This window comes from Lactobacillus kimbladii, assembly GCF_014323605.1.
Taxonomy (GTDB): domain Bacteria; phylum Bacillota; class Bacilli; order Lactobacillales; family Lactobacillaceae; genus Lactobacillus; species Lactobacillus kimbladii_B.
Genome location: NZ_SCMB01000004.1, coordinates 147,248 through 164,353, shown reverse-complemented (window position 1 = coordinate 164,353; position 17,106 = coordinate 147,248). Strand labels below are relative to the sequence as shown.

The 17,106-nt window shown below is 36.8% G+C and carries 21 protein-coding genes and 1 pseudogene; 2 read left to right on the top strand and 20 right to left on the bottom strand.

The genetic code is table 11. The features are described 5' to 3' along the window. Window positions 1-7 precede the first annotated feature (7 nt). The 10 genes and pseudogenes from ERK18_RS07265 to yaaA all read right to left on the bottom strand — a co-directional run bounded on the left by ERK18_RS07265 (window position 8) and on the right by yaaA (window position 7,374). A complete protein-coding gene (locus tag ERK18_RS07265; RefSeq protein ID WP_187154895.1) occupies window positions 8-799 on the bottom strand; it encodes a tyrosine-protein phosphatase in 792 nt (263 codons plus the stop codon). Window positions 800-884: 85 nt separating this feature from the next. After that, window positions 885-1,433, bottom strand: a complete 549-nt coding sequence (locus ERK18_RS07260) for an NADPH-dependent FMN reductase (protein ID WP_034978918.1) — start codon at window positions 1,431-1,433, stop codon at window positions 885-887. 11 nt (window positions 1,434-1,444) lie between these two features. Then, window positions 1,445-1,984, bottom strand: coding sequence for an NADPH-dependent FMN reductase (locus ERK18_RS07255; RefSeq protein WP_187154894.1), 540 nt, complete (start codon window positions 1,982-1,984; stop codon window positions 1,445-1,447). 142 nt (window positions 1,985-2,126) lie between these two features. Then, entirely contained in the window at window positions 2,127-2,738 is a 612-nt protein-coding gene (locus tag ERK18_RS07250) for a TetR/AcrR family transcriptional regulator (RefSeq protein ID WP_187154893.1), read from the bottom strand. 109 nt (window positions 2,739-2,847) lie between these two features. Next, window positions 2,848-3,069 (bottom strand): hypothetical protein, encoded by a 222-nt coding sequence (locus tag ERK18_RS07245; protein WP_187154892.1) that lies wholly within the window; start codon window positions 3,067-3,069, stop codon window positions 2,848-2,850. Between the two features lie 492 nt (window positions 3,070-3,561). Continuing rightward, window positions 3,562-4,236 carry an ABC transporter ATP-binding protein gene (locus tag ERK18_RS07240; RefSeq protein ID WP_187154891.1) on the bottom strand — a complete coding sequence of 225 codons (675 nt, stop codon included), beginning with the start codon at window positions 4,234-4,236 and terminating at the stop codon, window positions 3,562-3,564. A gap of 1 nt (window position 4,237) precedes the next feature. Further along, window positions 4,238-5,299, bottom strand: a complete 1,062-nt coding sequence (locus ERK18_RS07235; RefSeq protein ID WP_187154890.1) for an ABC transporter permease — start codon at window positions 5,297-5,299, stop codon at window positions 4,238-4,240. Further along, window positions 5,299-5,820: a TetR/AcrR family transcriptional regulator gene (locus ERK18_RS07230; RefSeq protein WP_187154889.1), complete on the bottom strand. Its 522-nt coding sequence runs from the start codon at window positions 5,818-5,820 to the stop codon at window positions 5,299-5,301. Before ERK18_RS07230 ends, ERK18_RS07235 begins: the two co-directional genes overlap by 1 nt. A 138-nt stretch (window positions 5,821-5,958) precedes the next feature. Beyond that, a pseudogene (locus ERK18_RS07225) lies at window positions 5,959-6,563 on the bottom strand (histidine phosphatase family protein). A 43-nt stretch (window positions 6,564-6,606) separates the two neighbouring features. Next, window positions 6,607-7,374: a peroxide stress protein YaaA gene (gene yaaA / locus ERK18_RS07220; protein WP_187154888.1), complete on the bottom strand. Its 768-nt coding sequence runs from the start codon at window positions 7,372-7,374 to the stop codon at window positions 6,607-6,609. Between the two features lie 56 nt (window positions 7,375-7,430). Here yaaA and ERK18_RS07215 point away from each other — a divergent pair, with 56 nt between their 5' ends. Beyond that, window positions 7,431-8,102 (top strand): hypothetical protein, encoded by a 672-nt coding sequence (locus ERK18_RS07215; protein WP_187154887.1) that lies wholly within the window; start codon window positions 7,431-7,433, stop codon window positions 8,100-8,102. Window positions 8,103-8,224: 122 nt separating this feature from the next. Here the strand turns inward: ERK18_RS07215 and ERK18_RS07210 are convergent, their stop codons facing one another. From ERK18_RS07210 to ulaG, 7 genes are all read right to left on the bottom strand, one after another. Continuing rightward, window positions 8,225-8,920 carry an L-ribulose-5-phosphate 4-epimerase gene (locus ERK18_RS07210; protein ID WP_187154886.1) on the bottom strand — a complete coding sequence of 232 codons (696 nt, stop codon included), beginning with the start codon at window positions 8,918-8,920 and terminating at the stop codon, window positions 8,225-8,227. A gap of 11 nt (window positions 8,921-8,931) precedes the next feature. Continuing rightward, complete coding sequence (locus tag ERK18_RS07205) at window positions 8,932-9,813, bottom strand: L-ribulose-5-phosphate 3-epimerase (protein WP_187154885.1); 882 nt, start codon at window positions 9,811-9,813, stop codon at window positions 8,932-8,934. Window positions 9,814-9,884: 71 nt separating this feature from the next. Next, window positions 9,885-10,523, bottom strand: a complete 639-nt coding sequence (locus ERK18_RS07200; RefSeq protein ID WP_046331541.1) for a 3-keto-L-gulonate-6-phosphate decarboxylase UlaD — start codon at window positions 10,521-10,523, stop codon at window positions 9,885-9,887. 9 nt (window positions 10,524-10,532) lie between these two features. Further along, window positions 10,533-10,838: a PTS sugar transporter subunit IIB gene (locus tag ERK18_RS07195; protein ID WP_187154884.1), complete on the bottom strand. Its 306-nt coding sequence runs from the start codon at window positions 10,836-10,838 to the stop codon at window positions 10,533-10,535. A 21-nt stretch (window positions 10,839-10,859) separates the two neighbouring features. Continuing rightward, entirely contained in the window at window positions 10,860-12,353 is a 1,494-nt protein-coding gene (locus tag ERK18_RS07190; RefSeq protein WP_046331539.1) for a PTS ascorbate transporter subunit IIC, read from the bottom strand. A gap of 5 nt (window positions 12,354-12,358) precedes the next feature. Further along, the gene (locus ERK18_RS07185) at window positions 12,359-12,835 is read right to left on the bottom strand and encodes a PTS sugar transporter subunit IIA (protein ID WP_046331538.1); all 477 of its coding nucleotides are present in this window, start codon (window positions 12,833-12,835) and stop codon (window positions 12,359-12,361) included. Window positions 12,836-12,871: 36 nt separating this feature from the next. Then, a complete protein-coding gene (ulaG, locus tag ERK18_RS07180; RefSeq protein WP_046331537.1) occupies window positions 12,872-13,945 on the bottom strand; it encodes an L-ascorbate 6-phosphate lactonase in 1,074 nt (357 codons plus the stop codon). 202 nt (window positions 13,946-14,147) lie between these two features. On the opposite strand from ulaG, the gene ERK18_RS07175 reads away from it, so the two are divergent. Further along, entirely contained in the window at window positions 14,148-14,909 is a 762-nt protein-coding gene (locus tag ERK18_RS07175) for a DeoR/GlpR family DNA-binding transcription regulator (protein ID WP_046331536.1), read from the top strand. Between the two features lie 119 nt (window positions 14,910-15,028). Here ERK18_RS07175 and ERK18_RS07170 read toward each other — a convergent pair whose 3' ends face one another. The 3 genes from ERK18_RS07170 to ERK18_RS07160 are packed head-to-tail and all read right to left on the bottom strand — an operon-like array spanning window position 15,029 to window position 17,056. Next, window positions 15,029-15,376 carry a DUF202 domain-containing protein gene (locus ERK18_RS07170; RefSeq protein ID WP_261982452.1) on the bottom strand — a complete coding sequence of 116 codons (348 nt, stop codon included), beginning with the start codon at window positions 15,374-15,376 and terminating at the stop codon, window positions 15,029-15,031. Then, on the bottom strand, window positions 15,345-16,187 hold the full coding sequence (locus ERK18_RS07165) for a PTS system mannose/fructose/sorbose family transporter subunit IID (RefSeq protein ID WP_187154883.1): 843 nt from the start codon (window positions 16,185-16,187) through the stop codon (window positions 15,345-15,347). Before ERK18_RS07165 ends, ERK18_RS07170 begins: the two co-directional genes overlap by 32 nt. A gap of 2 nt (window positions 16,188-16,189) precedes the next feature. After that, a complete protein-coding gene (locus ERK18_RS07160) occupies window positions 16,190-17,056 on the bottom strand; it encodes a PTS mannose/fructose/sorbose/N-acetylgalactosamine transporter subunit IIC (protein WP_187154882.1) in 867 nt (288 codons plus the stop codon). Window positions 17,057-17,106 lie beyond the last annotated feature (50 nt).

Sequence of the window (17,106 nt, the reverse complement as noted above, 5' to 3'; positions counted from 1 at the left end):
TTTATCCCTACTTCTCCAAATAGTTTTCTCTTATTTTTTCCTGCATCTGTTCATCAATTCCTAATTGTTTATCAATATAAGAATCAATATCGCCATAGTTTTCATTGATTGTAATCAAGCTCGTATCAATATACGCATTTGCTACTGAACCTAAAATACGCATGTTAGCACGAAACTTATCATTTTCTCCGGCTTTTTTAAATTGTTCATCACGAACCTTGCGGTAATCGTTGAGCATCAAATTCGAATAAAGATAATCCTGTCGAATCGTCTCTAAATCTACTCCTAAAATGTAAAGCAATATTACAGTTACTAATCCTGTTCTGTCTTTACCTTCCGAACAATGGTATAAAACAGAACCCTCTGTCGTAGCAGCAATCAAATTAATGATTTGACGAATACTATTCTGAGAAAATTTATTGCTGACATGGTCATGATATCTCTGACACATAGTATAGAAGCCAGCATATTGATCATGGCGATAATGCTCAAAATCTATACTCATATCTAGTCCGTTGCCACCAGTATTGTCATCGACTGACAATGGAAATTCGTAATGGTCAACACCTGGTATTTTTTGGTCGGGACTAGCCTTGCACTCAGCTGGAGAACGCAAATCGATAATTCTAGTCAGACCATAATCAAGCAAAAATTTTTCATCTTTTGGAATTATTTTACTTATGTTGCCCGTACGCAATAAGCGATGGCTTTTAATTTTGTGACCACCAAAGCCAATATAGCCACCTAGGTCTCGGGGATTACGCACAGATTTTACAGGTAAAACGACAGGTTCAGTCATGCCAACTTCCTTTCACATCAAAAATAACCGGACAGGATGCTCCTATCCGGTTATTTTACTCTCTGCCAGTTAAACTGGCAAAACTTTATTTATGTGCTTGCTCAACAAACTTAAAGAAGTTATCCATCATGCCATCTAACTGCTTAATGGTTGCTTCATCGGTCAACTCACCAGTTTCTTTGTTAAACTTATCTGGAGCTTGACCAATCAAAACTTCGTTGCCTGGCAAAACATTTGCACTCATATCAGGTGAAAGCAAAATTTCACGCATATCTTCTTGAGCACGACCAGTACCTTGTGAACCGTATGATGCACCAGCAACAGCAACTGGCTTCATCTTCATCACATTAGGACCTGCATGTGAACCCAACCATTCAAGACTGCTCTTTAAAGCAGCAGGAATAGTATGATCATATTCAGGGGTAGTGATTACTATGCCATCAGCACTCTTAACGTCTTCAATCCAGGCCTTAATAGTGTCATCAGCCATTTCTGTTCTGCAGAAAGGAGTCAATTTATCGACTTCTTTTACTTCAATATCTGCTTTATCACTATAACGCTTGGCAATAAATTGTGCTAAAAAGCGATTATATGAAAAAGATGCATTTGTACCAACAATTGCTAATATTTTCATTCTCGGCCCTCCTACTTAGTTACTTGTGCGTACCAACTATCAACTTCATCGAAAAATTGACCTAAGAATTTAACGGTTGACTCATCTTTCAAGTCACCATTATCATCAAACTGTGTTGGTGCAACACCCATCATAAATTCATCACCGTTAAAGACTTTAGCGCCAAAACCCGGTGCAGTCAACAAACTCTTCAAACGACTTTGTGAACGAGAACCACCTTGTGGCATTGGTGAAGTTGAAACAATAGCAACCGGCTTGCCCTTAAATGGGTGAGTTACACAGGATAACCACTCAAGTGCGCTACTCAAAGCACTAGTAACAGAGTGTTGTTGCTCAGGAGAGCCGATTAAAACCAAATCAGCGTCTTCAATTTCTTTAGTTAAGGTTTGGATTGCTTCAGGAGCATCTTCACCTTCTTTAAACATTGGCAACCCTTTAACAGTTGCAAACTTAAAATCATACTTGTCGGCAAAATGCTTAGAAATAAATTTAAGCAATGCCTCATTAAATGAATTATTGGCATTTGAGCCAGATAATGCAAGGATTTTCATAAAAACCACCTTTCAGGAAACTAATTTCTGTACTAATTATAGCATATCCGTACCTTTTTAACATGTTTCTGCTTTCAGATGGTTTTAATAATTTAATACCCGCTTCGAACCAATAAATCCTTTACTAATAATGCATTAAGGTTTATTTTTTGTTCTTGCCTTCATTAGTATCAAATAATGAAACATTATTTGTCTTGCTTAGCCAGTCATTTAAGATTGCATCGTTAATCTGTGCTGTTAAAACATTTATAATTTGTGTTTGCGAAAATGTTGCAATTTTATTAACTAATAATGAAGCAATACCACTGGTAGTAATCCAGTTAGCAATGACAACACTTCTAATTTTATCTTCGGAATAATTACTATCTGGATATTGCTCCTTAAATTTTTCAATACCAAAATTAATTAATGTATCGGCTATAATTTTACTACCAAATTTACCGTCAACAAACATCGCCCTGAAAAGATTTTCTTCTTCCTTAGCAAAATCAATATACGATAAATCCATATCAATCAATGGCTTACCAGTGTAACTTTTTTGTAAAATATTATTCTTTAAGTTGTCCGCAATTTTACGCAAAACCTCTTTGCGTAAATCTTCCATACTATTAAACTCAAGATACAACGGTTGAGTAGAAAAATGACCAGCCTTAGCAATATTGCGAGCAGTTAAACTCCCAATACCATCTTTAACAACCATTTTGTAGGCAATACTTAATATCTTATTTTTTCCTATTTCTTTTTTTCTAGCCATTTTGGTTTTTCCTTGATTAACTTTAAACGTACTATTTATAAACCAGTTTTCTAGAGACAGTATTACTACTATCAAAACTTCATTTAGACAAATATTTGAAATGAGTCAATTAATCTCCATAATTTAAAAACTCATCATAATAAGTCGAAACCATGCCATTCACTTCTTCTTTGCTTAAGCCTTGCGCAGCACAATAGGAAAAGAAAGCAGCGGAAAGAATATAGCCTCGCTCAGAATCGTCTGTTAAATTGTCTGAGAAAGTCATATTAATACTATGGTTTTGGTAATCGGTTGATAACTTAATCGATTTATCTTCGGGGATATCATTCATTGCTTTACCTCTACATGAATAGCTTTACTCAGTTATATAGTATACTCGTACCGATAATAAATAAAATAAAAATTATACCAAACTGAAGCATATACTCAAAAATACCTTTTTGTTATTTTAGCAAAGAAATCATTATTTCCTAGTAATTTACTCAAGCAGTTAAAAAACAATTTAATAATTCTACTTTTAATTACATTTGTAATCTTACTATAAAAAATAACATCATCTTTTCACTAATAAGAATAGTAAATTTAAAAGTACTTTGTCAAGGGCAAAGTACTTTTTTCTAACACAAAAGAATTAAGGATTTTCTGTAAAATTTAAACTTTTTAAAAATAATTTTAATTAATAACATTATTAATATTAAACTAAAATTATTACAAATAATAAAATTACTACCAGCTTAAAAGATTAATTGATTTCTCGCTTTTAATCAAAATAATTTTTGCAGTTATTTTTTATAGTGTTATTTTTATTTACGAAATTTAATAACTAAATCTTTTGCTTTATTTCTCCATCCATCATTTCATAAATATGGTCTGCGTATTGCTTTAATCTTGGATCATGCGTTACCAACAAAACTGCCTTATTATAATTTTTCGCCAGTTTTTTTAACAACTTTCCTACTTCTGAAACATTTTCACTGTCAAGTGAAGCAGTAGGCTCATCAGCCAGCAAAATTTGAGGATTAGCGTAAAGAGCACGAGCAATTGCTGCCCGTTGCTGCTGACCGCCTGATAATTCATTCGGATATTTATTAAGTAAAGAATTGATACCAAGCTGTTTTAATAATTCCTGCAATTTTTCTTGATTAATATTGCCTGCTTTCTTTACCTTATTAACCAGTTCAAACTGCTCTCTAATCTTTAAAAATGGTACTAAATTATATGCCTGCAACACAAAACCCAGCTGCGTTAGTCGTAAATGATCACTTGCTCTTGCGGAAATACGCGCAATATTCTGACCATTGACAATGACTTCTCCTGTAGTTGGTTTTTGCAAAGATCCAGCTATTGTTAAAAAGGTGCTTTTACCTGCCCCTGAAGGCCCCATGATTAAGACTACTTCTCCTAAATTGGCTTCAAAATTAATATTTTTTAGAGCAACAACTTGTGCAGCTCCAGTACCATAAACTTTTTGAACATTTTTTAATTCGATAATTGCCATATTATTCACCTATTGCCTGCGCTGGATCTACCTTTAAAATTGATCTGATTGGAATTAAACTGCCAATAATTGCCGTTAACAGCAAACCTACTGTACCTGTCAGTATAATTTCTGGCGTGAAGCTGACAGGAACCGCGGCAGGTAAAACTTTGACTGTCACAAACATTGCTGCCAAAGCAATAATTAATCCAGCAAGGACTAATATAATTGCCTGGCTAACGGTCGCTTTTACTAAAGTGCTGCTAGAAATTCCCTGAGCACGCATGACTGCATAATTATGCATTTTTTGCATTGTTAAAATGTACAGGAAAACTGCGATTATAATTAATGAAATAATGTATAAAAAGCCAATCATTAATTCAAACGTCATATTTTGCGCTGTATATCCTGGAAGTTTTTTAATAAATTGGTCAATAGGATATGTCTTGCTATTTTTATAATTATATTTGTAGTGATTATTGCGGGAAATTATAGCTGAAGCCTCTAAAGTTGGCATCCCTTGCCGCAGTTTTTTCCAAGACCCCAATGTCCCGTAAATAATTGGAGCAATATTAATTTTCGCATTCTTAACAAAGCCAACAATTTTGTACTTTCTACTTGAGCCGTTTAGTGCCATTTTGTCACCTATTTTGTAACCTTTAGTTTTAAAGGCTTGGTCAACAGCCACCTCATAATTCTTTTTCGCTCTTCTACCCGCAATAAGTTCCTGATCATGATAGATAAATTGTTTCTTTTTAACCCCAATAAATTGTGCCGAAATCTGGGGGCGTCCGGCTTTCTTAACTACTACTGGAATTTGACCTAGCAATGCTTCATCTTTAGATAATGAGGCCCTTTTTAAATCGCTTTTGGTTAAAAATGACTGACTCATGCTTACGTTAGCATTCTTATTTAAGACTACTTTTTGAGCATCCCAAGATTCAAGTGCTTGCGTATTTTCACTGGCCAAGCCAGTTGCCAGCGCAGATAAGACAAATATGAGATAACTAATCAAAAAAATCATTAAAATTATTAAGCCATAACGTAGTTTCTCTCTTTTTATTTCTTTAATTGCTAAAAACATTAGTTCTTTCCTTTGTTTAACAGTTCCAAGCTCGCCTTAAAGCGAGTCATAAGTGCTGATTTTTGAACTGGATTTGCTAATACCAAGCGAATGGTGGCATGACTCAGCACCATTGCACTCCAGTTCTGCGGATCTAATTCAGCCAAAATTTTGGGTGAAACAGGATGACCAAGGGAACTTTCGTTATACAAAATATGCATCTTTATTAATCCCGCATATGTACTTGTCTTCATTTTTTCAATAAAATGAACAACATTATCATAATATTGTTGTGAATCAAACTGCGACTTTATTTTTATTGGTAAATGAATACTTTTTAGAGCCAACTTGTACATATAATAATATGCATCTTCTAAATCAGCAAAATATTTGTAAAAAGCTCCGCGTGCGATGCCCGTTTCTCTCACTATCCGTGCTACTTGCGCTTTGGCCAAAGGATAGTTGCTGAATTCTTTTAATAACGCACTTTCAATTTTCTTCTTTTTGCCAGCAGGCAAGTTAATAAAAGTTGACTTAGCCATTGCCCTAATCATCCCTTTTTTCTTCAAGTGACATTGTGTCACTTTATAAAAATAATAGTTTATTTATTTTTAGTCGTCAATTATAAAGCTCGCATAATTGCTTTCACAAAAAAAGCCTCTTGAATGAGACTTAGTACGTTATGCGAAAGTTAATATACGGTTATAATAATTTGCCCGAGGAATACCATTACGATAGGAAACTTTTGCTAAAGCGCAATTATCCATAGTATCAAAATAATTCATATCACCATGCGTAAAATAGTGGGCAAACATCATTCTGATTAAAGTACCATGACAAAATACGAGCACTTTTTTAGTCAAATAATTCTTTTTCATATCATCTAGAAAACTGCCGCACCTTTGGTCCAGTGCCGCAAAAGATTCGCCACTAGGGGCATACTTTATATATTCAGCCGCAGCTTTCCCCCAAGGATCTATGGCATCAGGATATTTTTGCACCAGCTCTGAAAGAAAATGACCGTCCCATTCGCCAAAATTAATTTCCGTTAACCTCTGATCAATTTTTATCTCTTTTTTCCCTTAGTAAAAATTTCAGCGGTTGTCAAAGACCTCTTTAAAGGGCTTGAAAAAACCACATCAAATCCTGAAGGATCGAAATTGGCAGCAACTCTTACAGCACTTGCGCGTCCAGATTCATCTAAATCATGATCAAAAACGGAACCTTGAATACGACCGGTTTTATTTAAATCTGTCTGACCGTGACGAATAAAAACAATTTCCATAATAGCCTCACATTTCTATATCTTAAATTTTGTTACTAATTTTTTAGCGCCGTTTGAAATCGAACTCTGTCCTGAAAACATAAGTGTCATTAGTACTAACTTCTGACTCAAACCTAAAACCAAAATCATGAAAGTCCTGCAGCTGCTCCGGTGCAGTTAATTGGTTTTCAGCAATATAGCGCACCATCTCTCCGCGAGCCATCTTGGCATGTACTCCAACTGTTTTCCACTGACCGTTTTTCTTTTCTTGAAAGTCAACAGAAATCATCTGCCTGCCATTCTTAACGTATGGGATGACATTGCGCGAGTATTCTTTAGAAGCCAAATTAATGAGTATCTGATCTTCATGAAAAAGATTGTCTGCAATTGTCGCGCCCCAAAATCGGTATAAATTTGGTTGCTTAAAACCCTCTACTTTATTTTTCATTTCCAGTCTGTAAGGCCACACTCCATCAAAAGGCCGCAAAACACCGTACAAACCTGATAATATCCGGACATTTTCTTGCAAGTAAGATAAAGCGGGCTTAGTAAACAGGTCGGGAGCCATATATTGATATTGAATGCCAGAATAGGAAATAATGGCAGGAGTTAAACCATCTTTTTGACTCAAGTTTAGAGTTTTAATCTGCCCTTGACCTTCTTTAGTTGTACGCTCACTAGATTGCCAGATTTTTTGTAATTCATTAAAACTGCATTTCTTTAAAAAAGCGGCTAATTCTTGAGCTTGAGCTAAAAATTGTGGAGACGTTTTTGCAGAAAAAGAATCATTATCAACTGTCATTTTCATTGCTGGTGAAATAATAATTTTCATCTTTACCACCTTTTGGGTTAAACTTATTAATAATATCTACTGAAGGAGAGAAATCAATGAGTCCTGATTTTGCCATCGTATTAAATTTTAAACTAAAAAGCGCAAAAGATGTAGACGCTGATTTTTTAGTTCAAACTGCTCGCAATATAGGTGCCCGTGCTGTCAGCGTTGACGCCCAGCAAACCGCTTTTAAAAAAGCTTGTGCAAAATACACTATTGCTTTGGTCGATGCAGAAACTATTAAAGAAAGTTGTGATTTAGTCCCAGCAGATGCAGTTGCAAAGCTTGTAGCAAATCGTAAAGATGGGCAAAAGACGATAATTAATATTCCAGTTACCGATAATGGCAAGCTGTCCTCTGAAACCGAAACTATGCTTAAGCAAATCAACAACTGGATGCATCTTTTTGGTCACGCTTTTAATGAAGGCGAGCCATGCACCCTCAAGGCTGCTCAAAATAATGCTTTTGTATTACAAAACAGACACGTGCACTACCAAAAGTATCTTTTTGTCAAAGCACCTCTGCCAGAAGCAATTAAAGTCCAAGGTTTAGCTAATAAGCCTAATCGCATCGAAATGATTGAGCACAGGACTGAGCTCGATTTCACTTCTGCTGATAATGAATTGAGCATCAACTTAAAGGATGTGCCTGAAAGTGATTTTGCCTGGCAGGTAATTCGGATACAAGAACACCGGCCAGAAGACGACATTAAAGAAACTAAATATTAGCAGCTTAACAATTTCAAATTAAAAACTGATAAACCTTGTTAAAATTATGCCACTTGAATAAAAATTCAGCCTGCATCTTCAAACAAAGACTTATCAGTTTTTTTAATAAATCAGTTTTTATTTTACCGTTGACCGTAATAAGCATTCGGACCATGTTTACGGTAGTAATGTTTATCCAGCAAATACTGCGGTAATTCGGAATTCTGATGGGTTAACTCTAAAGTGTGAAAGTCTTCTTCTGCCACTACTTCCAACACCTTGGCATTATAAACAGCTTTTGCAGGAGTTACACCCCAAGCAAACGGGCCATGCTGACTGACTAAAGCTGCTGGTGTAGCTTCGTAATCAAGATTACGTTCTTTAAAAGTACGCACAATTGTCTTCCCAGTATTGCCTTCATAATCTTCCTCTATTTCTGCCTTAGTCAAGGCATCAGCAGCGGGCACAGCAGTATAAAAGGTATCTGCATGAGTTGTGTTCAGTGCCGGAATATCCATTTTGGCAGCCGCAAATGAAACTGCCCAAGGTGAATGGGTGTGCACAATCCCACCAATTTTAGGAAAATGATTATACAAATAAGTATGGGTTGGTGTGTCTGATGACGGATTTTTGTCTCCTTCAACTACCTCGCCTTTTAGATTAATAACCACTAGATCTTCTGGCTTCAGCTTCTCATAAGGGACCCCAGAGGGCTTAATTACAAATAAACCCTGCTCTCTATCTATTCCTGAAACATTGCCCCAAGTAAAAGTCACCAAATTTAACTTGGGTAGTGACATGTTAGCCTCATAGACTTCTTCTTTCAATTTTTCCAGCATCTTATTCTCCTTTAATTTACCTTTTCTTGAGTAATGCCTACCCGTTTAAAAATATCATCAAAAAATGCCTTGGCACTTTTTACTTCATCAAGTGCATTGTCATCACCATTATCTCCAGACCACATTTCAATAGTAAAACTGCCGTTATAATCTAATCTGACTAAAGTACGGAGCAAACCAGTAAAATCAACGCAGCCCTGACCAAAAGGCACATTCTTAAACTGACCCTTAAAAGTTGGGGTAACTTTTTTACTGTCTTTTAAATGAATGGCACAGACAGTATCAATGTATTTTTCAAGTTGGGCCGGCACATCGTTTTCAGGCCATGCACTCAAATTGCCTAAGTCAGGATATGCCTGCAGCCACGGGCTTTTAGCTAAATCATGATAATGGGCAATCTTAGGCAGGTTATTAATAAAAGGATCATCCATCGTTTCAATTGACAGCATAATATTTTTCTTGGCTGCCATATGGACGCATTTAATCAGATTTTCAACGTAATATTCTCTGGAAGTCATAGTCTTTTTTTCATAATAAACATCGTAGCCGGCCATTTGAATATTGTGAATGCCCAAATCGACACAAAGATCAATTGCTTTTTGCATCATTATCAAGGATTTCTCGCGCATTGCCGGATCAGCTGAACCTAGGGGGAAGCGTCGGTGACCTGATAGCATTAAGTTATTTATCCTGGTATTTGTCTCCCACATTAGATTACGGATTTCATTTCTCTTTTCTCGTGTCCAATCTAAGCGTGCTAAACGTTCATCGCTTTCGTCAACTGAAAATTCTAAAAAATTAAAGCCCAAGTCATGTGTTAATTCAAAAGTTTCCCGCCACGACAAGTTCTGGGGCAAAGCTTTTTCATAGATTCCTAAAGCATTAACTGTCATTATTCTCTCCTCATATTTATTAAAAAAGGGAAAATGAACGTTCGTTCACTTATCCCTTTTTTAGTATTTAATTAACCCCAAATTCTGTTGATTTCGTCTTTAAACTGTTTGGCAACAGCGTGTGGGTCATCTGCTTCTCTAATTGCACGACCAGCAATAAAGGTATAAACCGGAACTCCCTTAAACAGCTTTAAAATTTCGGGATGAACGCCACCGGTAACGGAAACCTTAAAGCCCATATTGATCAGATTTTTGACATTTTCAACATCCTGCTCCGACCATTTTTGGCCAGCAAACTTGGCGTCACGACTTTGATGGTAAACTACCTGATGAATACCGTGATCAAGCCATTCCTGCATTCTTTCTTTATTATCCCAGCCTTCATAAAGTTCTACTTGAACTTCAATTTCCTTTTGAGCATTGCTCATAGTAGGAACAGTAGCTGCGTTAATGCATGTCATCCAGTCAGCACCGGCATCTTTGCATGATTGACCACACTTTGTACCAGCATCAGCACATTTAATATCAGCCAGCAAGATTTTATCTGGAGCCATTGCACGCAGGTTCCTAACCGCACTTAAGCCATCTTTATAAACCAGAATGGTCCCCGCTTCAACAACATCAATTACGTCTTCTACTTTACGTAAAACTTCTATGGCTTGTGCAGTATTATCACTGTCTAAAGCCACTTGTAATTTTGGTAAATCCATTATTTTCTCCTATTTCTTTTTAAACTTTGTGGGAATGTCAGAAGCATTTACTTTGTCTTCAACTTCTTTAGCCGAAATAACATTTTTTATGCCAATGACCTCACCGCCACGCTTTTTAACTTCATCAAACATATTGATAAATGGAATTGAGGTAAAAACTACGTCATAGTTACGCGCAATACCTTTTGCTTCTGAAATGGAAGTATGATCAGCTTGAGTTACTTGGTAGCCCATCTTCTCCAATGTCTTCTTGACAGTCCGCAGCAACATTAAGCTCGTTCCTGAACCATTAGCACACGCAGTCAAAATCTTCATATAGAATCGTCCTTTCTCTAGTTATTCTTCTTTATTATTTAATTTCTTCCATGCTGGGTAATCTTCAGTGATCATAAAGTATCCTTCGGGATCGGCACGGTACTGTAATTGTGGAATAGCTAAAAGTAAAATAATGATTACTGCTACACCGATATAGCCGAGATATTTCATGATTACCGTGAAGAATGGCCAAACAGTAGCCCAGTCAAACATGCCGAGGTAGCCACCGTATCTTGCCATACCTACCCAGGTAGCGATTAAAGCTGAACCTGCAACTTGGATTAAGCCAGAAATGAACGGCATAATCATCGCACACTTATAGCCTCCACGGTCATTTGAATAAAGGCCTATAGCGGCATTGTCAAAGAACAGCGGAATAAATCCGGCTATGACTAAAGTTGGGGAGTGGAAAACAAGCAGTAAGATAATCATAGTAAATTGGCCTAATGCACCAAACATAAAACCAATAGTTTGTGCATTTTGGGAGCCAAAACCTAAGGTGGCAGCAACGTCAATCCCAGGTACAGCTCCTGGCAGCCAGCGATCTGAAATTCCCGTGAAGGATTCAGTTAGTTCATTAACGAAAGTTCTGACGCCAAGCTGAAGGATTGCCAGGTAAACTGAGAATTGCAAGGCTGTTTGCAAAATGTAAAAGATAAAACTTTGACCCTTTTGCATAAAGTGAGCCTTGGTTAAGTAATCTGGCCCCAGAACTACTAAAATTGCGCCGATAAAAATCAACATTAAGATTGAAGTTGATACCATATTGTCATTAAAGATTGACATAAAACTTGGCAGTTTAATGTCTTCAAGTCGTTTGTTTTTACCATTGCTCTTTTTCACCGAATGCTTTTCAATCATTTCGGAAAGCTTGGCAAAAAAGTAAATACCAAACATCTGCTGGTGAGCAACAGCAAAACCGGCTCCATCAGTTAGTTCCTGAGTAATACCAACAGTCAGGTTTGAGCCTACAGCCCAGTAGAGTCCTAAAATCAAACTCATGATTGCTAAAATCGAAAAGCGGTTTAATTTAGGAAAACAGAACAATATCAACCAAAAGGCAGTTGCCGCCTGCTGCACCTGCACATTGCCCGTAGTAAATACGGCCCGCAGCTTAGTGTATTTTGAAAATCTGACCAATAAGATATTAATAATATAGGCAAATAACAGTAAAAGCATTGTGTCCGCAAATGAACGACCAAAGCGCTGCATGATGCCGGCGTTAACGGCATTTTGCCCAAAATATGGGTCGATAATCATCGCACTAAGATGAAACCGATCTTTAAGACCTACAAGAATCGGCCTGAAAGTGTTAACTAAACCACCAGACCCGGCAGCTAATATAAAGTAGCCAACTGTAGCCTTTAAAAAACCTGACAGAACTTCATACCACTTTTTACGTTCCAAAATATAGCCAATGAGAACGATAAAGCCGATCATGAACGCTGGTTGATTTAAAACATTAGTGGCAAAGTAGCTCCAAATAGCTAATAAAGCATTTAAAATATTTTGCATTTTTCTTACCTGCTTTTTTCTTTACTCTTATCATGTTTTTGCATGACTTTTTGATAATCTTGTAAATTCTTCACTTTACGTAGGTCTTCAATCATGTCATCTTCCATCAGCAAGTTGGAGAGGTTAGCAATATTTTTCATATGAGTAGGGTTATCTTTAGCAGCCAGCATAAAGAATAGTTGCGCATCTTTTTCTGAATCATTTGGGTCAAAGGAAACTGCCTCTGGGAATATTGTCAGACCAATACCAGTACCTAAAACCTCCGAACTGTTGGCTTGCGAATGGGGCATTGCCACACCGGGAACAATCACAATATACGGTCCATATTGTTTGACGTCTGCAATTACCTGATCAATATATTTATCCGTGACAAGATTATTTTTCTTCATTATTTCACCGGATATCCTGATGGCTTCCTGCCAATCTTTTGGGTGTTTCTGACTAATATTAATCAAGTGATTTTCTAAAAAATATCTGAGCATGATTTCCTCCTACCAAATTTTTAATGAAAAAGAGAATTATAGTAATTCTGGGAATGGTAAGTCAGGATCATTCTTAAATGCATCATGAAAGCCACGATCGTACATATATTCAAATTTATCTTTATCTTGAGGGAAGTTAAATTCTCCACCGACTTGCCAAATGTAAGGCTTAAATTGATATTGTAAGCGGTTCTTTTTTCTGTTCCACAGAGCCAGAATATCTTTAGGATCGCTGTAGAAGTTTGTCCAAATGTCATAGTGCATTGGGATAATAACTTTTGTCTTTAAAGCTTCAGCCATACGTAAAACTTGTGAATCATCAAGTTTATCCGTAATTCCGCGTGGATTTTCACCATATGCACAAAGGGCTACGTCAACTTTATTTTCGTTACCATGTTTCACAAAAGTGTTAGAATAGTGTGAATCGCCTGAATGGTATAAGTTTCCACCTGAAGTTTCAACGAGATAGTTAACTGCTACTTTAGCCATTTCTATTGGCTTAGTACCTGCCAATTTAACATTCGGATCATCTTCTGTAACAAGTTCAGTCCGGTCAAAAGCTTCTAAAGCCTTGATGGTTACTGAACCAACCTTAACTTCATCTCCAGGTTTAACTACAGTGATTTTTTCTGCCGGAACGCCCCATTCTTCCCATTCATCAGCTACGCCTTGAGGGCCGATAAATTTTGCATTAGGGCAAAACTTGTTAACACAAGCTGCTGTATAAATATCCAAGTGGTCGTGGTGAGTATGAGTAACGCACAGTGCATCTAAATCTTTGATAGCAAATGGGTCAATTACGTAAGGCTTATTACGTAAATTAGGTTGTAAAGCCTCGCCACCTGTCATTCTCATCATTTGGTGTCCTTGACGCATCTTGCCATCGCCATGAGTATGTTTACCGGTACCGTTCCACATATCGATTGCAATATTCGTACCTTCATGTGTTTTAAGCCAGGTACCCATGCAACCTAGCCACCAGATTGCAAACGATTTTTCTGGTACCTTTTTGGCAGCAATTTGCTCGTTTAAGAAAGTTCCCCATTCTGGGAAATTATTTTCTGCAAAAACTTGTGGTGTCACTTCATTAATATTAGTTGGCTTCGTCATTTTTTCCTCCTATGTTCTTTTTATCCTTGTTTTCATGTTAAATTATATTGTAGTATGTTATCGCTTTCAACCATATTAAAAGATAATTATTACTTTTTATGGTGTTTTTACAAAAAATAAGTTATTTTATTGATAATTATCATATTTTATGGTAATTTTTGTTACTGAAAATAAATAGTTGTTATTATGGTGAGAATTTAAAATGAAGAACTCGTATCAAGAAATCAAAAATAGACGCCAAAAAATCATTGATTTACTTAACCATCAAAAAAAGATCAGCTTAGATGAATTGAGTCAAAAGCTGAACGTTTCTATTATGACAGTTCGCAGAGATTGCAGCAATCTGGCTAATCAAGGCAAGATATTGCAGGAAAAAGGCATCATCTCGTTAGTAAAGCCCGAAGAAGTTCCTTTTACTGATTCTGTCAGCTACATTAAACAAAGGCTCGGCGAAGAAGCAGCTTCTCACATTGAGAAACATAACTGGGTTTTTATCAATTCAAGTACTACCGCTTTTGAGGCGATCCCGTACTTACTCAAAAAAGACGTCAATATTTTGACCAATAATGGCTATGCCGGAAATTTAGACATGCGTGCCAGTAACAGCCAAATTATCCTAAGCGGTGGCAATGTCACTCGCAAAATGATTATGAGCGGTGACTTGGCAGTTGAACCTTTTTTAAAAATCTTTGCCGACTGGGCAATTATCGGCTGTGCGGGTTTAAGCCTTAAGCGAGGCATTTCAACACCTTTTATGGAAGAAGCCAAAGTAAACAAAGCTATTATTAGACAGTCCCGTAAACTAATAGTGGTTGCTGATTACAGCAAATTTAACCAATTTTCTAATTTTGTAATCGGTCAGGCCAGTGATATAGACTTATTGATCACTGATTCTTTTACGCCTAGAGATACGGTTGAAGGGTTCATCAAAGCTGGTGTGCAAGTTATCCAAATACAGTTATAAGCATTAAATTTAATATAAGCATTTATCATCTTTATTTTTATAACTAAACAAATAAAAAGACTAATAAATTAACGCGTCATTAACGTAATTTATTAGTCTTTTACTATTTGCCAGAACTTTTATTTATTTTTTAAATAGTTAACTTTCTTTTCGTAATCAGAAATTATCAATTTGACATTCTGCTTGCCACGGTGCCTGCCATAAGCAACAATAGCCCCGCCAAGAACACCAAATACCAGTAAAATCACACCCACAATAAAGAGCCAAGTGGTTTTGCCATAAAAATAATAGCATAAAACCAAACCAATCGCGGCAATTGCTAATAAAGTCTGCAGCCAATACTGTAAATTTTGCAGCATCTTTTTTTGATAATTAACTTCGTTTTGATAACCGGCAGTTATTTTCTTAAGGTCCATTATTACACCGTTTTTACTTCTAGTATTTAAGTCCTGGATTGAATAAGCCAAGGACAACACCGACAAAAGCTACACCAATTAGAATGATCATTGTCCAGATAGCAGAAACATGCTTTTTGGACATTAACCACCAGCAGAAAAGAGTAACGACTACTGTTAAAATACCGGGGAAGATACCATCTAACTGCTTTTGCAAATCAAGGAAAACATGTCCAGTACTATCTCTAAGTTGTAAAGAAGTAGTGACGTTAACCCAGGTAGCCAAAACACCACCAACAACCATACCACCGATAATGGAGATTGCACGTCTAACGGCTTTACCTTGCTTACCTACTAAAAAGCCGACAGCTTTATCTCCCAGCTTGTAACCACGGAAGTATAGGAAGCGTTGCCCAAAGTAAGCAATGAGATCCCAAACGATGATGTAAAAAATAGCACCAACTGGTGAACCGTTTCTTGACATACCCAAAGCGATACCAAGTAAAATCGGAATCAAAGTACCGTCAATTAAAGAGTCACCAATACCAGCTATTGGTCCCATCAAACCGGCACGCATGTCATTAATAGTTTGACCATCAATATTTTCACCGTTTGCACGAGCTTCTTCAAGACTGGCAGTAGCACCGATGATAACTGAACCTAACATTGGGTTGGTGTTGAAGAACGCTGTATATGCCTTAATATTATTAGTCTGTGTTTCATTATCATTAGGATATAATTCCTTGATAATTGGCAACATCGAACATAAATAGCCAAACGTCTGCATGTGCTCTTGTGAAAAACAGGTTAATGCACCCCAAAACCAGATATTAAAAGACTTACTTAGGGTCTTATGACTAATTCTCTTTTTTTCTGCATCCATTTTTAGATGTCCTCCTCTTCTTCATCGTCACCAACGGCATTTTCATTTGATGAGGCGTAACTAGTACTTGAACTTTCTGAGCCCTTAGCCATTTCAATTTCGTACATAATTACAGCAAATAATAATGAAATAACAGTCACAGCAACAAGGTTTAAATGTAATGAAGCTGCTAAAGTGAAACCAACTAAAAATGGAATGAAATCAGTCGCTTTATTAATAATTTGGCGAAGCAAGATAGCAATACCAACACATGGCAGCATCGCACCAACAGTAAATAGGGTCTTCATTGGAATGCCATCCATTGGTAGGGCTGTTCTCAAAGCTGTTACAGCTTCTGCACCAAAATGTGTCATCAAAAGTGTCGGCAGGAACGAAAATACCAAATGAGATAACCAAGGCCAGCCAAAGTCAACTCCGTAAAGACGATTTAACTTACCTTTTTCAATATCTTTCCAGCCAAATGCCTGCCAAATCAGGTTCATGAATGCCACTGCATAAAATAGTACCGATCCGACTGTACCTACCAAAGTAGCAAGAGATTTAGCCATGTTTGCAGCTGCTGAACCCATTGGATTAAGTCCACGTGATGAAATAGCAACCATAGCCAGAGGAATACCAATATATGAAATTGCCCGCACATCAGCAGCAACCGTACCTCCGGGTGTAACTAACGCAATGTAAACCAACTGGGTAGCAACTCCACAAGCAATTCCTAGCGGCAGATTGCCTAAAACAATACCACAGACCAATCCACCAACTAGTGGTCGTCCAATAGTATAATTACCTACTGCTTGACCAGCCATACAGGAGTTTGAACATAAACACGCAAATACTCCCAAAATAGCGGCTTGTAACCAACTTATAGTCATTTTTTCTCCTTCTTCTTACTTAAAGTTATTAGGTTAGATACTCGTTTGAG